At 46.0% G+C, this 22,996-nt stretch carries 20 protein-coding genes and 1 other RNA gene; 2 read left to right on the top strand and 19 right to left on the bottom strand.

Translation table 11 applies throughout. The annotated features are described in order from the left end of the window. Positions 1 to 242 precede the first annotated feature (242 nt). Positions 243 to 590: a transfer-messenger RNA gene (gene ssrA, locus GX348_12535) on the bottom strand. A gap of 165 nt (positions 591 to 755) precedes the next feature. Between ssrA and GX348_12530 the strand changes: the two genes are divergently transcribed. Then, positions 756 to 1,664, top strand: coding sequence for a DMT family transporter (locus GX348_12530; GenBank protein NLP42984.1), 909 nt, complete (start codon positions 756 to 758; stop codon positions 1,662 to 1,664). Between the two features lie 138 nt (positions 1,665 to 1,802). On the opposite strand, the gene smpB is transcribed toward GX348_12530, so the two are convergent. From smpB to GX348_12450, 16 genes are all read right to left on the bottom strand, one after another. Then, complete coding sequence (smpB, locus tag GX348_12525; GenBank protein ID NLP42983.1) at positions 1,803 to 2,267, bottom strand: SsrA-binding protein SmpB; 465 nt, start codon at positions 2,265 to 2,267, stop codon at positions 1,803 to 1,805. 116 nt (positions 2,268 to 2,383) lie between these two features. Then, positions 2,384 to 4,705 (bottom strand): ribonuclease R, encoded by a 2,322-nt coding sequence (gene rnr / locus GX348_12520; protein NLP42982.1) that lies wholly within the window; start codon positions 4,703 to 4,705, stop codon positions 2,384 to 2,386. Beyond that, positions 4,702 to 5,121 carry a PaaI family thioesterase gene (locus GX348_12515; GenBank protein ID NLP42981.1) on the bottom strand — a complete coding sequence of 140 codons (420 nt, stop codon included), beginning with the start codon at positions 5,119 to 5,121 and terminating at the stop codon, positions 4,702 to 4,704. Before GX348_12515 ends, rnr begins: the two co-directional genes overlap by 4 nt. Positions 5,122 to 5,143: 22 nt before the next feature. Continuing rightward, on the bottom strand, positions 5,144 to 5,878 hold the full coding sequence (locus GX348_12510; GenBank protein ID NLP42980.1) for an alpha/beta fold hydrolase: 735 nt from the start codon (positions 5,876 to 5,878) through the stop codon (positions 5,144 to 5,146). Between the two features lie 50 nt (positions 5,879 to 5,928). Then, a complete protein-coding gene (locus GX348_12505) occupies positions 5,929 to 6,648 on the bottom strand; it encodes a gamma-glutamyl-gamma-aminobutyrate hydrolase family protein (GenBank protein NLP42979.1) in 720 nt (239 codons plus the stop codon). A gap of 98 nt (positions 6,649 to 6,746) precedes the next feature. Beyond that, entirely contained in the window at positions 6,747 to 8,747 is a 2,001-nt protein-coding gene (locus GX348_12500) for a sodium-translocating pyrophosphatase (protein ID NLP42978.1), read from the bottom strand. Positions 8,748 to 8,836: 89 nt separating this feature from the next. Then, positions 8,837 to 9,067: a preprotein translocase subunit SecG gene (gene secG / locus GX348_12495; protein NLP42977.1), complete on the bottom strand. Its 231-nt coding sequence runs from the start codon at positions 9,065 to 9,067 to the stop codon at positions 8,837 to 8,839. Positions 9,068 to 9,274: 207 nt separating this feature from the next. Beyond that, positions 9,275 to 10,561, bottom strand: a complete 1,287-nt coding sequence (gene eno / locus GX348_12490; GenBank protein ID NLP42976.1) for a phosphopyruvate hydratase — start codon at positions 10,559 to 10,561, stop codon at positions 9,275 to 9,277. 37 nt (positions 10,562 to 10,598) lie between these two features. Then, entirely contained in the window at positions 10,599 to 12,140 is a 1,542-nt protein-coding gene (locus GX348_12485; GenBank protein ID NLP42975.1) for a 2,3-bisphosphoglycerate-independent phosphoglycerate mutase, read from the bottom strand. 19 nt (positions 12,141 to 12,159) lie between these two features. Next, the gene (locus tag GX348_12480) at positions 12,160 to 12,909 is read right to left on the bottom strand and encodes a triose-phosphate isomerase (GenBank protein ID NLP42974.1); all 750 of its coding nucleotides are present in this window, start codon (positions 12,907 to 12,909) and stop codon (positions 12,160 to 12,162) included. A 12-nt stretch (positions 12,910 to 12,921) separates the two neighbouring features. After that, positions 12,922 to 14,106 (bottom strand): phosphoglycerate kinase, encoded by a 1,185-nt coding sequence (locus GX348_12475; GenBank protein NLP42973.1) that lies wholly within the window; start codon positions 14,104 to 14,106, stop codon positions 12,922 to 12,924. A gap of 104 nt (positions 14,107 to 14,210) precedes the next feature. Further along, positions 14,211 to 15,218, bottom strand: a complete 1,008-nt coding sequence (gap, locus tag GX348_12470; protein ID NLP42972.1) for a type I glyceraldehyde-3-phosphate dehydrogenase — start codon at positions 15,216 to 15,218, stop codon at positions 14,211 to 14,213. Positions 15,219 to 15,288: 70 nt separating this feature from the next. Next, positions 15,289 to 16,308 carry a DNA-binding transcriptional regulator gene (locus GX348_12465; GenBank protein NLP42971.1) on the bottom strand — a complete coding sequence of 340 codons (1,020 nt, stop codon included), beginning with the start codon at positions 16,306 to 16,308 and terminating at the stop codon, positions 15,289 to 15,291. Positions 16,309 to 16,573: 265 nt separating this feature from the next. Further along, on the bottom strand, positions 16,574 to 17,617 hold the full coding sequence (locus tag GX348_12460) for an ABC transporter ATP-binding protein (protein ID NLP42970.1): 1,044 nt from the start codon (positions 17,615 to 17,617) through the stop codon (positions 16,574 to 16,576). Positions 17,618 to 17,630: 13 nt separating this feature from the next. Then, entirely contained in the window at positions 17,631 to 19,223 is a 1,593-nt protein-coding gene (locus GX348_12455) for an iron ABC transporter permease (protein NLP42969.1), read from the bottom strand. A gap of 148 nt (positions 19,224 to 19,371) precedes the next feature. Next, positions 19,372 to 20,361, bottom strand: a complete 990-nt coding sequence (locus tag GX348_12450) for an ABC transporter substrate-binding protein (protein NLP42968.1) — start codon at positions 20,359 to 20,361, stop codon at positions 19,372 to 19,374. 175 nt (positions 20,362 to 20,536) lie between these two features. Here GX348_12450 and GX348_12445 point away from each other — a divergent pair, with 175 nt between their 5' ends. Beyond that, the gene (locus GX348_12445) at positions 20,537 to 21,244 is read left to right on the top strand and encodes a glycerophosphodiester phosphodiesterase (protein NLP42967.1); all 708 of its coding nucleotides are present in this window, start codon (positions 20,537 to 20,539) and stop codon (positions 21,242 to 21,244) included. Positions 21,245 to 21,271: 27 nt separating this feature from the next. Here the strand turns inward: GX348_12445 and GX348_12440 are convergent, their stop codons facing one another. Together GX348_12440 and GX348_12435 are read right to left on the bottom strand one after the other, a co-directional pair. After that, complete coding sequence (locus GX348_12440; GenBank protein NLP42966.1) at positions 21,272 to 21,934, bottom strand: MgtC/SapB family protein; 663 nt, start codon at positions 21,932 to 21,934, stop codon at positions 21,272 to 21,274. Between the two features lie 472 nt (positions 21,935 to 22,406). Further along, a complete protein-coding gene (locus GX348_12435; protein ID NLP42965.1) occupies positions 22,407 to 22,976 on the bottom strand; it encodes a glycerol-3-phosphate responsive antiterminator in 570 nt (189 codons plus the stop codon). Positions 22,977 to 22,996 lie beyond the last annotated feature (20 nt).

Genomic DNA, 22,996 nt, shown 5'->3' with positions numbered 1-22,996 from the left:
TTAGGACATCGGGGACGTTCCTAGTTTGACAACTTTTTAGACAAAAAAAGAACGATCTAATTCTTTTAAAATATACTATAATATTAAATTTTTCTAGTTAAGCAGGACAAAACTATTGTGCAGTCTCCACTTTTTCTACTTTTTTAAGAAATCTTTGTTGGTAGAACCATCCGAATCACCTATCAAAAATGCATAGCAAAAAACCCGCGAAAATTCGCGGGTTTAACAAGATTTCCAAACTATGGTGGAGGCGAGGAGAATCGAACTCCTGTCCAAAGGTATTGCCACAGAGGCTTCTCCGAGCGCATTCTGTGTTTTAGTTTTCGCTCAGTTGATGCCCACAGACAGGCTTCTTCGGAGCTATCTCGACTATTTTTCCCAGTCAGCCCACCGAGAATAAGGCTTCAGGTATCCTGCTTTTTGACGTCCTATCCCGCCTCGCAGGCAAAGGAGAGTAGGACGTTAGCATTAAGCTGCTAAAGCGTAATCTTCGTTTGCGTTTACTTAAAGGTCCACCGTTTTAACGGGCTAATGGAACCCCGACTCGCTACCTATGCCACAACTACCCCTGTCGAAACCAGTACGCCCCCATAATTATGATTACGCTATTCAATTGTCATATAATTATATCACAAAATCAACTATATGCAAAATATTTTTCACCGCAGGCTTCAGGAATTTTAAAGGAGATTATGACGGCCTAAATGAATATATTAAGTTTGATGATAGCGACATAACTCAAGGAGAAGACTTATATGACACAACGCACTTCAGGTACATTAATGGTATTGGCATCAGCTGCTGGATTCGCGACTTTAGCCATCTTTGTGAAATACGCCTATGCCGCAGGCGTTACTACAGTCACAATGCTTACCGGCCGCTTTTTGCTGGCCGCATTAGCATTATGGGCAGTAGTAATAATGCGGAAGATCCCTATCGTTACCGATAAAAAAATCGTTATCAAGCTTTGTCTTATGGGGATTTTAGGCTACTGTGTAGTGTCTATCCTGTTTACCTCGACACTATATTATCTTCCTGCCTCGTTAGCGGCTATGCTGCTGTATGCGTATCCGGCGCTAGTCACGCTAATAGCTTTTATCATAGGCGATGAAGTTTTCAGTTGGAATAAAGGTATCGCTCTCGTTATATGTTTTCTCGGATTATTTTTAGTGTTAGGAGTATCCTTTAGCAGCCTCCAACCGATCGGCATTATGCTCGGGCTAAGTGCAGCGCTGGTTTACTCGGTTTATATTGTTGTCGGTAATCGCGTACTTAAATCAATCAATCCGCTTCTAGCTACTACTTATGTATGCTCTGCCGCCGGGATAGCGCTATTGGTGGGGGGCTGGGCCGCCGGCTATCAGTCTTTAGACTTCGACCCGCATGGCTGGGCCGATATATTCGGAATGGCTTTACTGGGAACAATCGTTGGCATCTTAGGACTTTTTGCCGGCATGAGCAGAATCGGAGCCGCTAATGCTTCAATAATAAGCATAACCGAGCCGGTAATTACCGTAATCCTTTCGGTATTGCTGCTGGCCGAAGAATTAACTTTACTTCAGGTCATAGGCGGACTTTTGATTATAGCCGGAATAATTGTACTTCAGGTATGGGCAAAAGAACAGGCGCCTTACATGGAGAATGAACAGTTGGACCGTATATAAGCTAGAAACAGAGATTGCCACTTCCCTTCGGCACTCACAATGACAGTAAAACCAAGAAATCATCGCAAACAAAGCACTGCAATCTCAGCCTTTTGTTAACAGAATGAAAATCCCTCTTATGAGGGATTTTTTAGTTAACTACATCTTTTGTCTATCGCGAAAAGCCCGGTCAATTTCCCGTTTGGCATCGCGTTCGGCTATGTCCTGACGTTTATCATAATTTTTCTTACCGGTGGCTAAGGCTATTTCAACTTTTGCTCTGCCACGGGTGAAATACAGTTTAAGCGGCACCAGGGTGTATCCTTTTTCCTGGGTTTTGCCGACAAGTTTATTAATTTCATAGCGATGCATTAAAAGCTTACGCGTGCGGAGCGGCTCATGATTAAAGCGGTTGCCCTGATCATATGGGCTGATATGCATATTATGGAGCATCAGTTCGCTATTATCGATGCGGGCATAGCTGTCCTTTAGATTGGCCTTGCCGGCCCGAAGCGATTTGACTTCTGTACCGGTTAGGGCAATGCCGGCTTCGAATGTTTCATGGATATGATAGTCATGGCGCGCTTTACGGTTTTCAGCAACGATTTTAATACTTTTCTCCACCGCTTTCACCTCACCGGATAATAGTCTATAACTACCATATTATATCAAAAAACCTCACATGGGTCAACGAAGCCAATGGCTTACAGTTATGCGAATTTGTTCAAGGAGCTAAGGTCTTAAGATTTACGACGTTTTGGTTTTGCAGAGACGCCTTTCTTACTTTTAAGCTTTGGTTTAGGCGGTCTTGCAGCCGGCTTACCAGCCGATTTCGCAGCTGGTTTAGCTGCTTGTCTGCCAGTGGGCTTTGGCGGTGACTTTCGAGCGGCGGTTTTCGGTTTGCCGCTGTTTTTTCCAGCCGGTCTTGGTTTTTGATTACTAGGGGCAAGGACAAAATCAAGTGTCCGCTCTTCAGGGTTAGTGCGAGTCAGCAGTACTGTTACCGGTTCTCCCAGACGGTAGACATTCTTAGTGCGTTCACCGATAAGCGAGTACTGATCTTCAACGTAGTGGTAGTAATCATCGTCCATGCTTGATATATGGACCAAACCCTCTACGCCGTTCTCCAATTCAACAAACATGCCAAAGGCGGTAACACTGCTGATAATGGCTGGAAACTCTTCGCCGATGAATTGGGTCATATACTCAACCTTTTTAAGTTCGACTGTTTCACGTTCAGCCTCAGCTGCTGCTCTTTCCCGCTCTGACGCATGAAAAGCAATTTCAGGAAGCATTGCGGCAAGCTTTTGACGGCGTTTAGCCGATACATCGCCGGTATTGAAGGTTTCCCGCAACAGACGATGGACAATTAGGTCGGGATAGCGTCTGATTGGCGAGGTAAAATGGGTGTAATAGGTTGCTGCCAAGCCAAAGTGACCAAGGTTTTCGGCCTCATAGCGGGCTTGTTTTAACGACCTGAGCATTACTGTGCTGATTATGCGTTCTTCAGGACGGCCGGCAATGCGGCTAAGCACCTTTTGCAGGGCCATCGGTCTAATCTCATTAGTTTTGGGTAAACTTTGGCCAAAATTGTGTAACAGCACATTGAGCCGATCCATCTTCTCTTGATCCGGCTGTTCATGTACCCGAAAGACAAATGGCACCTCAAGTTCGTGCATATGCTCAGCGACCGTTTCATTAGCCACTAGCATAAATTCTTCAATGATAGATTCCGAAAGAGTCCGGACTCGTTTTACTATTTCAACCGGCCGGCCGCTTTCATCAAGCTTAACCTTTAGTTCCGGAAAATCAAAATCAACTGCGCCCCGGCGAATCCGCCGATCCCGCAATATCCGGCAGAGCCTCTCCATGTCCTCAAGCTGCTCAATTAGGTCGCTGTACTCTGTGCGCATCTGCTCATCATGCTCGACTAAAACTTTTTGCACAATATTATACGACAACCGCCGATGAACTTTGATTACACTGGGGAATATCTCATAATTCAAGACTTGCCCGCGATGATCAATCTCCATGTGTATCGACATGGCCAAGCGGTCAACGCCGGCATTAAGACTACAAATGCCATTTGACAGCCGCGGCGGCAGCATCGGCAGCACCCGGTCTACTAAATAAACGCTTGTCCCGCGCTGACGAGCCTCTTGGTCGAGCGGCGTGTTTTCGCGGACATAATAGCTAACATCGGCAATATGCACACCAAGGAGATAGCGGCCGTTCTTGAGGCGCTCAACATAGACGCCGTCGTCTAAATCTTTGGCATCTTCTGAGTCAATTGTAACGATGGGTAAGTGCCTTAAGTCCTGGCGGCCTTCAATTTCCTGCTCATTGACTTCCTGGGGGACCTTATTAGCTGCTCGTTCAACCGCAGCGGGGAATTCAGTAGGTAAATCGTGTCGTTTGATAATGGACAAAATTTCGATACCAAGATCGCCCTTTTGACCTAGTACTTCCACAATCTTACCTTCAGCGCTTTTTTTACGTTCCGGCCATTTAGTTATTTCGGCAACAACTTTTGCGCCGATTTTTGCACCGTTGAATTCATCTTTAGGAATAAAAATGTCATTGCCCAGACGCGGATCATCTGGAATGACAAACCCAAAATGTCGGCTGCAGTCAAATACACCTACGACCTTAGTATTAGCACGCCGGACAATGCGAATAATCTCACCTTCACGGGTCCTGCCGCGACCCGAAGGTCGATTGATTCTGACCACTACTCGATCATTATTCATAGCACTGAGCATGGCGTCCGGCGGGATAAACACATCACCTTCATCTTCAACCGGATTTTCGGGAATAACAAAACCATACCCTTTGTTGGTCGCTGAAAGCCGGCCGACAACAAGGTTCATTCGCTCAGGCGTACCATATTTGTCAAATCGCGTTTTTATTATTTCAGCCTCGTTCTCCAGTTGTTGGAGAAGATCCCAAAATTCAGCGAGTTCGCTGCCTTTCAGTTCCAATTGTTCGGCCAAGTCCTCGGCTGTCAGCGGTTTATAGGCCTCGGTATGCATAAATGACAATATTCTTTCCTTGAGAGTCATGTTTGACCTCCATCAATTACTATCGCCGTCGTTTTGGCTTGTGCAGTCACTGTACCGTCGGGCAGTTCTATCGTACCGGTCAATTCGTACATTTTACCACGCTGTCCGGTTATTTTACCGGTAACTTTTAGTTCAACGCCGATCGGTGTAGGCTGCCGATACCGGACTTCGAGCCGAGCCGTAACAGCGGTTACGCCCTTTATATAAACATAACGGGTGGTTATTTCATCAAGTAGTGTACTGATGATTCCGCCATGCACTATTCCATCGTAACTTTGATGCTCCGGGCCAGCGGTAAATCTTGTAATGTAAGTGTCATTTTCCTCGGCAAACTGGAGCTTTAGGCCAATTGGATTAAGCCGTCCGCAGGCAAAACACCATTGATTGACTTCGTCTTTTTCCAGATTATTTGTCATAAGCTCACCTCATATTTTATTTTTACCGCCGGATAAAATCAGCAACAAGTCTAAATACACTGTCGCGTTCTGCATCAAGCGTAATAATATGACCAGATTCCTCCAGCCAAACAAGTTTTTTTTCGCGGCTGCCCAGTCGGTCATAAATATGCCGGGCGCTTTTCGGGCGCACCGTACGATCATTACGCGACTGAACAATTAGCGTCGGTTGATTAATAGTCGGTAGCAGCCTGTCAACCTTCTTAATAAGCTCAATCAGACTGCCTATACAATTCAATGGCGTTCGGTCATAGGAAACTGAGTAAATCGGGTCAACATCATGAAATTTGCGCCGCCGTTTAGGGGCATATTTGCGGATAAGGCGATATAGCGGCAGCATTGGTAGGCGCCTGTCAGCAATGTATATAGGCGCGCTCAATGAAGCTACGCGTTCAATGGGGTACTCGGACGCCAGCTTTAGGGATAGTAGGCCGCCCATCGACAGACCGACCGCATCTATTTTAGAGCAGGCTCCCTTAAGCATTAGATAGGCGTCTTCGACATTGCCGAACCATTGGGACCAAGCTGTTGCCGCCATGGCCTCAGGAGTAGTACCATGCCCGGTTAGCCGCGGCGCAATTACAGTATAGCCAAGATCGTTAAGATGATATCCTAATAACCGCATTTCGGATGGCGACCCGGTAAAGCCATGTACTAATATTACACCATGCTCACCACCCGGCAGCAAGAATGGTTCGGCACCTTTCATTATGGCCAATGGGTATCCTCCTTCGTCGTTTACTGTCTAATATTATCATTATACCATTATTAGGCATTTTTAGATAATGCCGCATGGATAAAACTAACGAGTAAATTATGCATAGCCGGCTGGGTGGCCGCCATCATTTCAGGATGCCATTGTACGCCGATAAAAAATTCGCTTTCCGAGTTTTCAATGGCTTCAATGACGCCGTCTGCTGTCCACGCTGTCACTCTAAAGCCTGGCGCAACATTCTTTACGGCCTGATGATGAAAACTGTTTACTATGGCTTTGGGCCCAAGGATACTTGCAAGCTGAGAGTTTTCAGCAATCTCAATTGTATGGGTCGGAATATTATTTTTAGCATTTTGCATATGCTTTATAACTCCGGGCACGTCTGACAAGTCTTGGTATATCGTTCCACCAAAAGCGATATTAATGAGTTGGATACCGCGGCAAATGCCGAGAATAGGAATTTGAGCCAGAGCGGCAGCTCTAACCAGCTCAATTTCGTGAAAATCACGTTCGGGGCAAACATAACCCAATTTCTCAGCCGGCTGCTCACCAAACAGCAGCGGATCGACATCATAGCCGCCCGACAAAATTAGCCCATCGATTATTTTGAGCTGCTGCTGTATTGATTCCTGATCGGTAATGACCGGAAGCATAACAGGAACGCCACCGGCCTGACTCACTGCTTTGATGTATTCTGTACTTACTGCTGCCCGCTCAGCGCCATTATCTAACGTCAAAATATTGGCTGATATGCCAATTACCGGTTTAATCATAACAATCCTCTCCTTAAGCTTTATGCTAAGATTTTATGCCGATAATGGCTAAAAAGTCCAAAGGCGCCAGGCTTTACGCCTGACGCCTTTTCTAGATTCTAGAAGAAAAGCAATGGAGCAATAATTAGGGAAATTGTTCCGGCCACTTTGATAAGGGGGTTCATTGCCGGACCTGAAGTATCTTTGAAGGGGTCACCAACAGTGTCGCCGATAACAGCAGCGGCATGAGTAGGTGTACCCTTTCCGCCGTATTTACCTGTTTCAATATATTTCTTAGCATTGTCCCATGCGCCGCCGGCATTGGCCATAAAGATAGCCATGAGTACACCGGCTGCGGTAGCACCGGCCAAGAAACCGGCCAAAGCTTTAGCCCCAAGGACAAAGCCTACTAGCAGCGGAGAGCCAACCGCGAATAAACCGGGAAGCATCATTTCGCGAATAGCGGCTTTAGTGCTTATATCAACACAGCGAGCATAATCAGGACGACCGGTGCCTTCCATAATGCCCGGGATTTCTCTAAATTGACGACGTACTTCAGCAATCATTTCAAAGGCGGCTTTACCAACAGCCTCCATGGTAAATGCGCAAACCAGGAACGGCAGGGTTGCGCCCAAGAAGATGCCAATGATAACAGCAGGTTCAGTCAGGTTGATTACCAGATGACCATCAACCAAGAGCCCCGCAAGTTTTGGATTTTTAGCAATTTCTTCACCAAACGCAGTGAAGAGAGCCAGAGCCGTTAAGGCTGCCGAGCCAATAGCAAAACCTTTTGCAATAGCAGCGGTAGTGTTGCCTACCGAGTCAAGTTTATCAGTTGTTTTACGAACTTCAGGTTCGAGTTCAGCCATTTCAGCAATACCGCCGGCGTTATCGGCAACCGGACCGAACGAGTCAACCGCTACTACCATACCGGCAGTACACAGCATACCCATAGCAGCCATAGCGATACCGTAAATTCCGGCATAATGATAAGCTACCCAGATAGCTACAACGAACACCAGCATCGGAAGGCCGGTACTTCTCAGACCGGTTGCAATACCAGAAATGATGTTAGTGGCAGGACCTGTTTGAGAAGCATCTGCAATGCGCTGAGTCGGAGGTTTGGCATTGGAAGTATAATACTCGGTAATGGAACCAATGGCAACGTTGACAATCAAGCCGGCTACAATTGCGACAAAGATGCCAAAACCTTGTGAGCCGAAAACATGAGCTGCGAGCAAGTAGGACAAGATAGCAGTAATTATATTTGTCGCCCATAAACCGCGGTTAAGCGCAGCCTGGGGATCACCATCTTCACTGGTACGAACAAGGAAAATACTAACGATAGCAGCCAGTATTCCAGCTGCACCAATTAACAACGGGAAGATAACACCATTAATGCCGAACAGGGTATTGCCGATCAGCATTGCGGCAATTGCAGTGGCGCCATAGGACTCGAATAAGTCCGCACCCATGCCTGCAGTGTCGCCAACATTATCGCCAACGTTGTCGGCAATAACGGCCGGATTACGGGGGTCGTCCTCGGGAATACCGGCTTCAACTTTACCAACAAGGTCGGCACCGACGTCAGCAGCTTTAGTATAAATACCGCCGCCAATCCGGGCAAAAAATGCAATTGCGCTTGCGCCAAAAGCAAAACTATTTATCGCAACAGGATCACGGAAGATTATGTATAAGACCGACACGCCTAATAGTCCAAGACCGGCAACCGACATCCCCATAACAGCTCCGGCGCGGAATGAAACGCTGAGCGCGCTGTTAAGACTTCTCCGGGCCGCTTCAGTGGTCCGGGCATTCGCTTTAGTAGTTGAAGTCATGCCTGCATAACCGGCTAAAGCCGAACAAACAGCGCCAACCAGGAACGACACAGCAATCTCATAGCCGGTTACAAAAAACAAAACAGCAAAAATAACCACGGTAAACGGAATAAGGGTTTTGTACTGCCTATTCAAGAAGGCCATTGCTCCCTCAAATATTGCCTGTGAAAGTTCTTGCATCCTTGCGTTGCCAGGGCTTTCTTTAAGCACGCTGGCCATAAAATAAGCTGCGAAAGCTAGTGCCACGATACCGGCAATAGGTGCAATATACAACAGTTCCATGCGTAAATTTCCCCCTTAGTTGGATGAATTGTCCACTAAATTTGGTTAAAAATATTACCTCAATGACCTTACATTGAGGCATATTAGAACTACTGCATCAGCTTAGCTAGAATCATTGTTACGATTGCGAATAAGGTTCCTAAAATCATAGTTGCTCTGGATAAGATTTCGTCCAATCCTTTTTTCTTGCCACCAAACATGGTTTCCGCCCCACCGGCGATGGAACCGGACAAACCAGCGCTTTTACCTGACTGAAGTACCACAACGGCAATTAAGGCAATACAAATGATAGCTTCAAGAATCATCAGTCCTGTAATCAAAGTTCTAACACCCCCCTACTTTTACTCATTTATTGTAACATAGATAAAATAGGGTAGCAATGTATTACAAATATTTTTATTATTCCTACTTTTTCTACCCCAAAAAAGCAGCAATTATACGCCTTATTTAAAAAAAATTTGTAAATGAGGCCAAATATCGAAAATCAATAGCTAGCAATTTTGCCGGCTATTGATTTTCTTTACGGCTTACTTCTTTAAGTTGCAAAAGACAGCTTTGCCTCTATACTCTGCAACATCACCAAGTTCTTCTTCGATGCGAAGCAGCTGATTGTATTTTGCGACACGATCTGTACGCGCAGGCGCACCTGTCTTGATTTGGCCGGCATTAACGGCTACTGCAATATCGGCAATAGTGGAATCTTCGGTCTCGCCTGAGCGATGGGAAATTACACAAGTGTATCCAGCCCGTTTAGCCATTTCAATAGTGTCAAAAGTCTCGGTCAGTGTACCTATTTGATTTACTTTTACAAGAATAGAGTTAGCCACGCCTTTAGCAATACCTTGGCTTAATCTTTCAGTATTAGTTACAAATAAGTCATCGCCGACAAGCTGGATTTTGCCGCCCAGACGTTCAGTCAGCAGCGCCCAGCCTTCCCAGTCGTCCTCGGACATACCGTCTTCAATGGAGATAACAGGATATTTTTCAACGAGATGCGCATAGTATTCAACCATCTCAGCGGCTGTTTTAACGACGCCTTCGCCTTCAAGGTTGTATTTGCCGTCTTTGTAGAGTTCGGTTGCCGCTACGTCAAGCGCAATGCAAATTTCTTCGCCCGGCTTGTAACCGGCTTTAGTAATCGCTTCAATAATTACTTCAATAGCTTGTTCGTTAGATGCTAAGTTAGGAGCAAAGCCGCCTTCATCACCGATAGCGGTATTTAAACCACGGGCTTTAAGTACACCTTTAAGACCATGATATACTTCTGCGCACATTCGCAGTGCTTGGGCGAAGCTTTCAGCGCCAACCGGCATAACCATAAATTCTTGAATATCAACATTATTGTCAGCATGCTTGCCGCCATTGAGAATATTCATCATGGGTACTGGCAGTTCTTTAGTGTTGAAACCGCCAAGATATTGATACAGCGGCATGTTGGAAGCAGCGGCAGCTGCCTTTGCTACTGCCATTGAAACGCCAAGAATTGCGTTAGCGCCTAGTTTGCCTTTATTAGGTGTACCGTCAATCTCAAGCATAAGTTTGTCGATAGAAACTTGGTCGAGCGCCTCCATACCAATAAGCTCAGGGGCAATAAGTTCGTTTACATTTTGTACAGCCTTCAGTACGCCTTTGCCTAGATAGCGGCCTTTATCGCCATCTCTTAGTTCAACAGCCTCGTACGCGCCGGTTGATGCTCCGGATGGTACGGCAGCGCGGCCAAGCGTGCCGTCGTCCAGCACTACATCGACCTCTACAGTGGGATTACCCCGCGAGTCCATAATCTCTCTGGCAAAAACATCTACAATCGTCGACATGATGATGCCTCCTTTATAATATATAGAAATTAGAATTTTATTTCGCTATCAGACTTTGGCCTGTCATTTCGGGCGGGATTTGCATAGCGGCCAGCTCGAGGATTGTCGGTGATATGTCAGCTAGTTTTCCTGGCCGCAGCTTAGCGTTACGATGGTGTTCTGACACCATAATGAAAGGAACTACATTCGTGGTATGACAGGTTAATGGCCCGCCGGTATCCGGATCAATCATGCATTCACAATTTCCATGATCGGCTGTAATCAAAGTTATGCCGCCCCGGTCGCGCATGGCATCAACTACACGCCCCACACATTTGTCTACTGTTGCGACCGCATTGACAGCAGCCCCCATCTTGCCGGTGTGACCAACCATATCACCATTCGCGTAATTGAGAATAATCAAGTCATATTTACCACTATTAATTGCTTTAACCACTTTGTCGGTTACTTCAACAGCGCTCATCTCCGGCTTGAGGTCATATGTAGCAACTTTGGGGGACGGAACTAAAATGCGGTCTTCATTAGCAAACGGTTTCTCCTCGCCACCGCTAAAGAAAAAGGTAACATGGGCATACTTCTCAGTTTCAGCAATTCTAAGCTGATTTAAGCCAGCTTGGCTAAATATCTCGCCCAGCGTATTTTTTAAGTATTGCGGCGGATAGGCAACGTCAACATCAAGTGTTTCGTCATATTGAGTCATAGTTGCAAACGCCAGCGGCAAATACCCTTTTTTGCGGTCAAAACCGCGGAAATCTCTATCAACAAAGGTTCTGGTCAGCTGACGCGACCGATCTGGCCGGAAGTTAAAGAAAATAACGCCATCATTTGGTTTAATTGCCCAGTCGTCAGGGCCGGCGATGACAGTCGGTTGGACAAACTCATCTGTTTCACCGCGCTCATAAGCTTGCTTGATAGCCTCCCGGGCCGTCGGAGCTGTTATCCCTTGCCGATAGACCAAGGCAGCATAGGCCTTCTCTACCCGCTCCCAGCGCTTATCACGATCCATGGCGTAATATCGACCTGAAATAGTTGCAATCTTGCCAATGCCTAACTCGGCAATTTTATTTTCTAAAGCGGCTAAATAGTCAATCGCACTGGATGGCGGCACATCGCGGCCGTCTAGGAAAGCATGCACATAGACTTCTGTAAGGCCATGTCGCTTTGCTAATTCGAGTAAGGCATAAAGATGCTCAATATGGCTATGAACGCCGCCGTCTGATACTAGACCCAGAAGATGGAGGGCTCCTCCGGCAGCCTTAGCCTTTTCGATTACGCCGGTCAATACCTTATTAGTAAAAAAGTCCCCGTCTTTGATAGCCTTGGAAATACGGGTTAGTTCTTGATAAACTATCCGTCCGGCGCCGATATTGAGATGGCCGACCTCGGAATTTCCCATTTGACCGTTCGGCAAGCCTACCGCCTCACCAGAGCAGGCTAGCGTAGTCGACGGATACAACTCGGATAACAGCGTTAAATGGGGTGTTTCCGAATGGCTTATCGCGTTGCTGGGATCGTCAGCACAGCCTACGCCCCACCCGTCCATTATAACAAGGGCAATAGGTGTTTTAAGTTTGCTCAATCTATTCCCTCCACAGCGTTTAAAAATTAATTATCTGGCTGAAGCCGGCTGCATCTAAAGCAGCTCCGCCGACTAATGCGCCGTCAATATCACTTTTTGCCATCAGTTCAGCAATGTTTGCCGGCTTAACACTGCCGCCATATTGAATTCGAACACTTTCAGCAGTTTGGTTATCGAACATTTCGGCCACAGTTCTGCGGATAAAGGCGCAGACAGCGTTAGCGTCCTCAGCCGAAGCCGTCCGGCCGGTGCCAATCGCCCAAACCGGTTCATAAGCAATAACCAGACTAGCTACTTGCTCGGCAGTAAGGCCTTCCAGGCCGCCCTTAACCTGCTGACCAACAACATTTTCAGTTGTGCCGTTTTCGCGCTGTTCGAGCGTTTCGCCGACACACATTATCGGTATTAAATTATAGCTTAATGCCGCTTTTACCTTCTTATTAACGGTTTCATCGGTTTCAGCAAAATATTGGCGGCGCTCGGAATGGCCGATAATGACATATTGGCAGCCTGCATCGATAAGCATTTCCGGAGCTATTTCACCGGTAAACGCGCCTTGCTTTTCCCAGTACATGTTTTGCGCACCCAGACCAATGTTGGTATCCTTCAGAACCTGACCAACACTATGAAGAGCGGTGAAGGGCGGGCAAACTACCATATCTACAGCTTTAACGTCGGCTGTCAAACCGGCTAAATCACGAACTAGAGCAACTGCTTCGCTAATATTTTTATGCATCTTCCAGTTGCCGGCAATAATCGGTTTACGCATGTTGAAGACCTCCTATTTATCTGCCAAGGCCGCAATACCTGGCAGAACTTTACCTTCCAAGAATTCCAACGAGGCGCCGCCGCCTGTCGAAATATGACTGATGCGACTCGAAAGACCGGTTTTCTCCAGCGCAGCGATTGAGTCGCCGCCGCCGACGATACTGGTTGCCTTCGAATCAGCAACAGCTTTAGCCACACGTTCGGTTCCCTTGGCAAAGGCGTCCATTTCAAAAACGCCCATCGGTCCATTCCAGACAATTGTTTTAGCGGCAGCTACAGCTTCAGCATAAACTTCTGCCGTCTTGGGTCCAATATCAAGTGCCATCCAATCATCAGGGATTGAGTCAATGCTCACCGGCCGGTTATCAGCGTCAGCCGCGAACTTATCGGCAATAACAACATCGGTCGGCAGCAGCAGGTTAACCCCCTGCTGTTTCGCCTTTTCGATCAGGGCTTTGGCTAAATCCAGTTTATCTGCTTCAACAAGCGATTTCCCGATTTTAAAACCTTGGGCAGCCAAGAAGGTATTAGCCATGCCACCGCCGATTATTAAAGTATCAACTTTATCGAGGAGGTTTTCGATAACCCCGATTTTATCAGACACTTTAGCACCGCCGATAATAGCAGCAAACGGGCGGGTTGGGTTAGCCAGCGCCTGGCCTAAGAAGATAATTTCCTTCTCCATTAAAAAACCGGGAACGGCTGTTAGATGTTTTGTGATACCTTCAACCGAGGCATGAGCCCGGTGGGATACGCCGAAGGCATCATTAACGGCAATTTCGGCAAGCAATGCCAGCTGACGGGCAAATTCCGGGTCGTTTTTTTCTTCTTCTTTATGAAACCTTAGGTTTTCCAGCATTAAGATTTCGCCGGGCTTTAAGGCTGCAGCCATAGCTTCTGTTGCTTGCCCAACACAGTCGGACGCAAATTTAACTTCGCGGCCGAGCAATTCAGCTAAGCGTTTGGCAACAGGAGCCAGTGAGAACTCAGGTACAACAGCACCTTTCGGTCGGCCTAAATGGCTGGCCAATATTACAGCGGCATTACGTGACAAAAGATATTCGATAGTCGGCAGTGTAGCCCTAATCCGAGTATCGTTGGTAATATTGCCGGCCTTATCCATGGGCACGTTGTAATCTACGCGAACAAATACCTTTTTATTATTCACCCACACATCGTTGAGGGTTTTTTTATTCATGTCCATACCTCCAAAGCATTCACGCCAAGCGTGACATTCACTAAGCAACAGCCTGAGGGCCACAAAATGTGACCCTCAAGTATCATTAACCTATGTGGCTGCAATTACAGACCTTTACCGGCAATAAAGCTGATTAAGTCAACAACGCGGTTGGAATAGCCCCATTCGTTGTCATACCAGGAAACTACTTTAACCAGGTTTCCTTCAATAACCATTGTTGATAAACCGTCAACGATCGAAGAATTCGGATTGCCGTTATAGTCTCTGGAAACGAGCGGCTCATCCGAGAAAGCCATTACGCCTTTAAGCTCGCCTTCGGCAGCAGCTTTAAGGGCGGTATTAATTTCTTCGGCAGTAGCTGATTTATCAAGTTCAGCGACCAAATCGACTACTGAAACGTTAGGTGTAGGAACGCGCATTGCAAAGCCATTGAGTTTGCCTTTCAGTTCAGGCAGAACAAGGGCAACAGCCTTTGCTGCGCCAGTGCTTGTCGGAATAATTGACATACCGGCTGCTCTGGCCCGGCGCAGGTCTTTATGCGGCAGGTCAAGAATTTGCTGGTCATTAGTGTAAGCATGTACAGTTGTCATCAAACCGCGTTTGATGCCGAATTTGTCATTAAGAACTTTGGCAAAGGGCGCTAAGCAGTTGGTGGTGCAGGAAGCATTGGAAATAACATGGTGGTTTTGGGCATCGTATTTATCTTGGTTTACGCCCATTACGATAGTAATATCCTCATTTTTGGCAGGAGCCGAAATGACGACTTTCTTAGCGCCAGCTTGTAAGTGAGCAGCCGCTTTTTCCCGCTCAGTAAAACGGCCGGTTGATTCAACAACCACTTCTACGCCAAGATCTTTCCAAGGCAGGTTGGCCGGTTCGCGTTCAGCAAGAACTTTAATGGTTTTGCCGTTTACAACAATGTTATTGCCATCAGCTTTAACCTCTGCATCAAGGATACCATGTACTGAGTCATATTTTAAAAGATGAGCTAATGTTTTTGCATCAGTCAAGTCGTTTACTGCTACAATATCAATTGCCGGGTTTTTTAACGCCGCGCGGAATACATTACGACCAATACGTCCAAATCCATTAATACCTACTTTTGTTGCCATTATACAGATTCCTCCTAAAATTTATTTAGCTTAGCGACAAATGTCGCAATATTGCCATACCTAAGCTGGTTTATATGATAGCCTTAATAGCTTTGGCGGCAGCCTCATCAATAACCAGCACATCCTGTCCGCCGGCGCTGGTTACCGCGATAATAGCCTCAGCTTTTTTCCGTCCGCCGGCTACCGCAATAACCAAACCAATATCGGCCAGGTCATCGAGTCGCAGCCCCACGCTGCTTGTTACATAAACACATTTCCCCTCTAGCGTGCAGTAATAACCCAGGGCTTCACCGACAGCGCCCCGTCTGACAATTTCATCGGCAATCGGCGCGTCACAACTGCGCCGCATGGCCATATCCAACGCCCGGCCAATTCCATGAATGAGAATGTTGGCATGTTTTATCATCTCAATAACAGTATTGGCATTCGCATCATTGGCCAGAATTACGTCCAACGCTTCCTCGCTCATACCATCGGGAATATGGAGCAGACGATAGGTGCCGCCTAGTTTTGCCGCCATTACAGCAGCGATAATATTGGCTTGATATTCCACCTGCTCCCCCAGACCGCCCCGAGCCGGAACAACCGTAGTCTTCGATGCTGAAAAACTGGTAACCTCAGCTACTTGGGCCATTGTTGACCCACCGCTTACAGCAATAACCATCTCCTCGGTCAGATATTGTCCGAGAATGTTTACCACCGCCCGCCCCAGTTCACGTTTGACGGTTGTATCGGCTTCACTGTCGCCAGAGATGATAATTACTTGTTTTACGCCTAACTTATTAGCCAATTCAGCTTCGAGCATATCAAGACCGTGGAGTTCATTTATGTATCCTTCGGAATCCCGTAAAAGTTTTTCGCCGTCAGCTGTTATTGTCATGCCAAGCGATGAAAATTCTAAAAACCCGGCATTCTTAAGAAACTCAACCTGAGCCCGCACTACCCTTTCGCCAATCCCCAGATTCTGAGCAAGCGCCCGTCGGCCAATCGGCTGACTGTAATTGACATGCCTTAAGATATTATACCTATCTTCGATTAGCGCTATAAGTTCGGGCGCTAATTTGCGATGAATTTGAACAACATTTTTCACGCTGTCATTCCCTTCCGGGATATAATCTGCCCGCCAGTAATTTATTTTGTCCCGCCACTAACAAAAAAATCCATACAACATATATCTATTTCGCTATAGCTAAAATAATTCCTGCTATTGTTGTTAAAAATTATGTCTTAATTTGATATATTGCCCGGGAAATACATGCTTTAGTGCGACATGGAACGGCATAGACGTCGAACCAGCGCAAACTAAACCGCGCGATACTATCGCGCGGTCCGTATTTTTGCCAGTCATGATTTCCCTACTGAGGAAATGCCATTACCTTATTGAATTCCAGATATACTGTCGAACCATCAGGATAATCCTGATATGACCCTGCTTTGTCAATTACTCTGATAATTTCATCATTGACCTTCACACGGCAGTCGGTTGAATCACCGAGATAAAACTTATGGAGCAGCGTACCACGCAAGCCCGAACCCGTTTTACTCATTGTAATATGCTCAGGGCGGACAGCGGCCATCCCTTTGCCTGTAAAGCTGCTGCTCTGATGCATGGTAAAACCGATGGTCGGCATTTCAATTGTATCCGCCTTAATTTCAGCAGGTATGAAATTAACCAAACCAATAAAGTCGGCAACAATTTTGTTGGCCGGATTCTCATAGATATTCTGAGGCTTGTCAATTTGCTGAATAACACCTTGATTCATTACGACAATCCGGTCAGACATGGCCATGGCTTCAGCCTGGTCATGGGTCACATAGATTACAGTGATGTTAAGCTTCTTCTGCAAGTCTTTAATCTCGAACCGCATACTTTCACGCAATTTAGCATCAAGGTTGCTGAGCGGCTCATCCAGGAGCAGCAAACGCGGTTCGCCAACCAACGCCCGCGCTAGAGCCACCCGCTGCTGCTGGCCACCTGACAATTGGTGGGGGTAACGCTCACCGTAGCCATCTAAATGCACAAGTTCAAGAGCATGATTGGTACGCGCCTGGATATCGGCCTTGGAAACTTTTTGAATTTTTAAGGGATAGGCAATATTATCAAAAACACTCATATGCGGCCATACAGCATACGATTGGAAAACCATCCCGATATTCCGCTTTTCCGGCGGGACAAAGGTACCGTTCTTGCCCGAGCTGATTAGCCGGTCACCGATATAAATCTCACCTTGCGTCGGCCGTTCAAAGCCAGCCACCATTCGCAGCATTGTAGTTTTGCCGCAGCCTGACGGACCCAAGATGGATACAAACTCACCATCGGCGATAGTAGCATTAAAGTTATTTACTGCTTTGACCTCGCCAAACTGCTTTATTACTGATACAATTCTGACTTCTGCCATTAGTTTCCTCTCCTTAAATCCCAACATTGCCTTTGGTTAATTTACGAATAATAAGGTTTCCTACAAGAACGATAATTAAAATTAGTACTGACAGCACTGATGCATTTTGCGGGTCGGCATATGTTTGCAATTCATACAGCAAAACACCGATAGTCTTTGTTTTAGCGCCATATAGAATAATCGACATCGTCAGTTCATAAAATGACGGCATAAAGACTAAAAACCAACCTGCGACAATTGACGGTGCTATCAGCGGCAGCATAATATCCTTGCAAGTCCTTAGCCAACTTGCCCCCGAGTTTAAAGCTGCTTCTTCAAGCGAAGGATGCACCTGGCTTAATGATGCTGAGATTGTCCGCACTGACATTGTAAGATATTTAACCATGTAGCCGACAACCAGAATGGTCAATGTCGAGTAGAGATTGAGCACTAAATTTCCCGAGAATGCAATAATCAGCGCCAGCGCAATAACTACGCTCGGTGTAGCGCCGCCAAGCGTTGACAGCACGTCGGGAATAAGTCTTCCCTTGGCCCGGGTTTTTACAGCGAGATAGCTGACAAACAGGGCGATAACGGTAGATGCAGTAGCGGCGGCCGTAGCCGTAATGAAACTGTTTTTAATCGGAATAAGATATTGTGAGCTTTGTATTACCGGGAGCCAGTTTTCAAAAGTCAAGTTACTTAACGACACCGGCTCGGAATATGTTCTAATGAGTGAAGAAACAAAAATCGAGGCAATCGGCAAAAACACCGTTACAAGACCGTATGTGACGGCTGCCCCGACGGCCGGCCACTTCCATACCCCAAGGTCAACAATATTGGGGCGCGTACTCTTGCCGCCGATTGTAACATAGTCCTTTTTGCCAAGCATCATGGTCATAATGAACAGAATTGAGTTAGCAACCAGCATTAATGATACAGCAAGTGCCGTTGCATCTCGGATACCATTACTGTCGCCCATATAAACATAGGTTACAATCCGTGTTGTCAGTACTTCTATCTGGGCCGGCATGCCGACAATTGAGGGTATGCCGAAACACGAGCCGGCCGCGATGAATACTAACAGGCCACCGGCTAATATACTAGGGAACATCAGCGGCAGCGTTACATCTATCAGAGCTCGCAGCGGCGATGCGCCGGAAATACGAGCAGCTTCTTCCAAAGTCGGGTCCATTTTCTCCAATGCCCGTGATATGGTTATGAAAGCAAAAGGCGAATAGAATAAAGTCAAAACCCAGACCAAACCGGCCATACTATAAATATTAAATGGGGATTCTGACAAGTTGAATAAATGGACTAGCATGGTGTTAACAAATCCAACACTGGGATTTAAGAGCTGAGTCCAAGCAATGGCGCCTACATACGGCGGAATCATGTATGTTGCTACAAATGTTGTTCGGAAAAATCCTTTTGCCGGAAGATTGGTACGACCAACTAGCCAGGCAAGCGGAAAAGAGATTATCAGACTCAGAATCATTACCAGCAGCGATAGCTTAAAGGTATTTATCAAGGCTGTCCAGTTGACAATCTTGCTATAAACTGACCGATAATTTTCAAAATTCACTGAGCCGTCTACAATAAAACTGTTAATTACTAGGTATACCATGGGGACGACGACAAATATTACCAGCACGCCTACCGCGCCCAAGATAACAAGCCATTTGGCGTCGAGCCTAGAGAATACCCCTTTTAATCCCACTTAGAAGCGCCCTCCCTAAATTGGGGTGAAGATCGCTCTTCACCCCAAACAACTATTATTTATCAAGTATTCTTGCCCTAAAGGTTTCTTTGATTTGTTCGGCATTTTTAGCCAGCTTATTCCAATCAGCATTCACTGCTTTATCCATGAATGTTTTTAGCGCCGGCGCGCCTTTTGGCGGTTCTACGTCAGCACGTACCGAATGCATCCAGCCTTTAACGATAGCTTGTTGACCTTCTTTAGACAGCCACCAATTGGTGATAGCTTCTGCAGCCTCTTTGTTCTGGCTGGTATTGAAGATAGCAATCGGACTTGGAATTATGATAGTGCCGTCTTCAGGATAGACCACTTTAACGGGTTCACCCTTACCAGCCATCTTCAAGATATTTTCTTCCAGGATAATTACGATATCATACTCACCAGTCAATAGTTTATTCTGAAGCGCAGAGTTGCCTTCTTCAACTTTTAAACCATTGTTTTTAAGAGCCGAAAAATAGTCCCAGCCATATTTGTCTGACAATGCTCCAGCCGTTACATAAGCTGTACCTGAAAGCAGCGGGCTTGGCATACCGATTTTGCCCTTCCATTTCGGGTCAAGCAAATCCTGCCAGGATTTCGGCGCATCAGCATCGCTAATTTTCTTGGTGTTGTAGGCAATAATCATGTTGGAAATCCGAACCGGAGTCCAATAGCCTTCTTCGTCTTTAGGAAGTACGACATCTTTGCGGTTTGGAGCATCGTACTTATAAAGCAGGTTCTTTTCTTTAAGAGTCAAATAATACGAAGGGTCTGCTACCATCAGCAGATCGGCCTGCACTCTGTTAGCTTCCACTTCTCCGGAAATCTTGGTTATAACCTTTTCTGTTCCGCCTTGAAACCACTGGATATCAAGGTTAGGGAATGCTTTGGCCATTTCCGGTTTAACCTTTTCAATAATATCCGGATAGATTGAGGTATAAATCATTACCGTACCAGTGGGGCCGCCACCAGCTTTGGGTTTGTCCGAAGCTGTGCTGCCGCAGCCGGCAAACACCAAGCCAAGCATACACACAGCTGCAACCAACGCCACTAAAACATGCCAACGCTTTTTCACTTTAAAGCCTCCTTAGATAATATAGAAAATTATTTTTCTAGTTAAAAAATATTCTAAATTTCTCGCAGCATTCCTGCCATATTACATACAATATACAAAGTTAAAAAAATCACATTCGAGGTGGACTATGTATATATATGCTCACCGCGGCGGCCGGGCTGGTGGCCCCGAAAATACAATGGCGGCTTTTACGAATGCACTAGCCTGTGGCGCCGATGGAATTGAACTTGACGTTCAGCTTACCAAGGACGGCCATGTCGTTATTTGCCACGATTATAAAATAAACCGCACCAGTGACGGGTGCGGTTTGCTTAAAAACCTGACCTTAAGTGAATTAAAAGAGTTTGATTTTGGCGCTTGGTACGACCCAAGGTTTAAAGGTCAGAAACTATTAACTTTAGCCGAGTATCTTGAATGGCACATCACGACACCGCTATTGCTGAATATCGAAATTAAAAACGGGCCCGTTATTTATCCAGGCATTGAAGAACTTGTCATAAGACTTGTCGAACGTTACCACCTAGTTGATCGCGTGATAATATCGTCGTTTTATCATCCGTCATTATTACAAGTTAAGAAGCTAAACTCAACAATAAAAACCGGCGTCCTGTTCGAAGGGCGCCCTATCCACATTTGCCGGCTGGCACAAGATGTGTGCGCTGATTACCTCCATCCCTTCTGGCAAAATCTTGATAGTAATTTTGCCGAAGCGGCACGAGCGAATAGAATAGGCATCAACACCTACACTGTTAATGACCAAGACGATTTTGACTTAGTCTGCAGCATAGGCGTCGATGCCATAATTACTGACTGCCCCGAAAAATTTATCCGCTGACCAAGACACTGCAAGAAATAGCCAATCCTACTCTATCTTAACAGAAACGACACCTTCGATTTCCATTAGATTAGCAACAATTACCGCAGCATCTAGTCTTTCTAGCGAATCGATTGTGATTGCCATAAGAACATTGTGATCACTGGAGCCTTCAACCTTGATATCCCTGATATTAAGTCCATACTCGCCTAGCCGCGAACATACCCGGCCAATTTGTCCCGGCTTATCGGCTGCATTAATAAGTAAACTCACAGCCCCACCAATATGGCCCATCCATTTTTCAAACCGCGTAAGGGCTGATAATGTTATAAATACCAAACCGGTCACCATAATAGCGCTGATATAATAACCACTGCCGGCAGCTAACCCCACTCCTGATACAACCCATATACTGGCAGCTGTCGTCAAACCCTTAACCGTCGTGCCTTCTTTCATGATTGTGCCAGCTCCCAAAAAACCAATACCGCTGACAACCTGGGCAGCCAGTCGGGTAGGGTCGGCATTCGTTAAACCTTGAACCGTATAATATATATTAATCGAAAGAACCATTATCAAACAGGACCCGACACATACCAAAACATGGGTCCGCAACCCGGCCGCTTTATTACAGGCCTGACGTTCGTAGCCGATGAGTCCGCCCAAAAACAGCGCTATTATCAAACGCATGAGAACATCGACTTCGGATATCAAGTTCCTCCCCCCCAACGAAGCCTCACCAACCGGCCATGTGCTATTAAAAGCCCTGGCTTTATCTAATTACGAAGCAAGCAAAAACGCACCCGCCCCAAAAATTGATGAAATTAACAGTGCTTGAATAAGCAATGTGACAACATCTCCCCACTCTACATGCCGCACTATGCCCACCTCACTTTACTTTACTTTAATAAAATGCAAAAACCCCTGACACACCCTCCACTCAAGTGTAAACATATCAGGAATTTTTTCTCATTTTTCCTAACTTTTGTTTCATTTTTAGAATATTTTATTTAATTACTATTTTAGCCAATATATCGGATAATGTCAATACAAATCGTCATCCAAATACTGTATACTTGTTAGCAACCCGGCTTGCACCGAGTGTTTGAAGATTTGGGAGAACCAAAAAAGCTCTTTTGCACCAACCGGCACAAAAGAGCTTTTATATATTCCATTAATTTATCATCTAATTCCATAGTGAAGTTTGACTTGCGCTTATCGCACAAATACCATTCTTAATGGCGCTTTCCACATCTTCGCGGGTGTGAACCAACCCGCCGCCCAAGACAGGCAGCCCGGTACCTGCTTTTAACTGCTCGATAGCACTGGCCGGAACGGCCGCAGGCAGTACCTCGACAGCATCAGGCTTATATTTTTTAGCCAAATTAATTCCTGTACGCAAAGCTTCGGAGTCCATCAAAAACAACCTCTGAATAGCGATCATACCTTCTTCCTGAGCTACTTTGCACAAATATGCTTTAGTAGTTATGAGACCATTAACACCCATCCGGGCTAAATACCTGATCCCCGCTTCATCCTTGCCAATACCATCAAGTAAGTCAAGATGGACAAGCAGGCGCTTTTTGTGACTTTGAGCTTGCGCCAGCAGCGACGGCAAAATTAAAATATCACCAAACAACAATATAAGAGTAGGCGCAGCGGTTTTCTCAAGAGCATACTTAAAATCTTCAATATTGCGAACCGCCGGAATTACCGCACCTGCGCATAATAGTTTTAATAAGTTCTTAGGCTGCATTTGATACTCTCCTTATCGAT

Source organism: Veillonellaceae bacterium (assembly GCA_012523975.1).
Lineage (GTDB): Bacteria > Bacillota > Negativicutes > JAAYSF01 > JAAYSF01 > JAAYSF01.
This window is presented reverse-complemented; position numbering and strand designations above follow the sequence as displayed.

Coding starts and splice junctions, on each gene's coding strand:
- GX348_12435 (NLP42965.1), bottom strand. CDS start 22,976: ATGCAGCCTAAGAACTTATTAAAACTATTATGCGCAGGTGCGGTAATT.
- gap (NLP42972.1), bottom strand. CDS start 15,218: ATGGCAACAAAAGTAGGTATTAATGGATTTGGACGTATTGGTCGTAAT.
- GX348_12505 (NLP42979.1), bottom strand. CDS start 6,648: ATGATTAAACCGGTAATTGGCATATCAGCCAATATTTTGACGTTAGAT.
- GX348_12455 (NLP42969.1), bottom strand. CDS start 19,223: ATGGTATACCTAGTAATTAACAGTTTTATTGTAGACGGCTCAGTGAAT.
- GX348_12480 (NLP42974.1), bottom strand. CDS start 12,909: ATGCGTAAACCGATTATTGCCGGCAACTGGAAGATGCATAAAAATATT.
- GX348_12530 (NLP42984.1), top strand. CDS start 756: ATGACACAACGCACTTCAGGTACATTAATGGTATTGGCATCAGCTGCT.
- GX348_12450 (NLP42968.1), bottom strand. CDS start 20,361: ATGCTTGGCTTGGTGTTTGCCGGCTGCGGCAGCACAGCTTCGGACAAA.
- GX348_12515 (NLP42981.1), bottom strand. CDS start 5,121: ATGACAAATAATCTGGAAAAAGACGAAGTCAATCAATGGTGTTTTGCC.
- rnr (NLP42982.1), bottom strand. CDS start 4,705: ATGACTCTCAAGGAAAGAATATTGTCATTTATGCATACCGAGGCCTAT.
- GX348_12445 (NLP42967.1), top strand. CDS start 20,537: ATGTATATATATGCTCACCGCGGCGGCCGGGCTGGTGGCCCCGAAAAT.
- GX348_12475 (NLP42973.1), bottom strand. CDS start 14,106: ATGAATAAAAAAACCCTCAACGATGTGTGGGTGAATAATAAAAAGGTA.
- eno (NLP42976.1), bottom strand. CDS start 10,561: ATGTCGACGATTGTAGATGTTTTTGCCAGAGAGATTATGGACTCGCGG.
- GX348_12500 (NLP42978.1), bottom strand. CDS start 8,747: ATGGAACTGTTGTATATTGCACCTATTGCCGGTATCGTGGCACTAGCT.
- GX348_12460 (NLP42970.1), bottom strand. CDS start 17,617: ATGGCAGAAGTCAGAATTGTATCAGTAATAAAGCAGTTTGGCGAGGTC.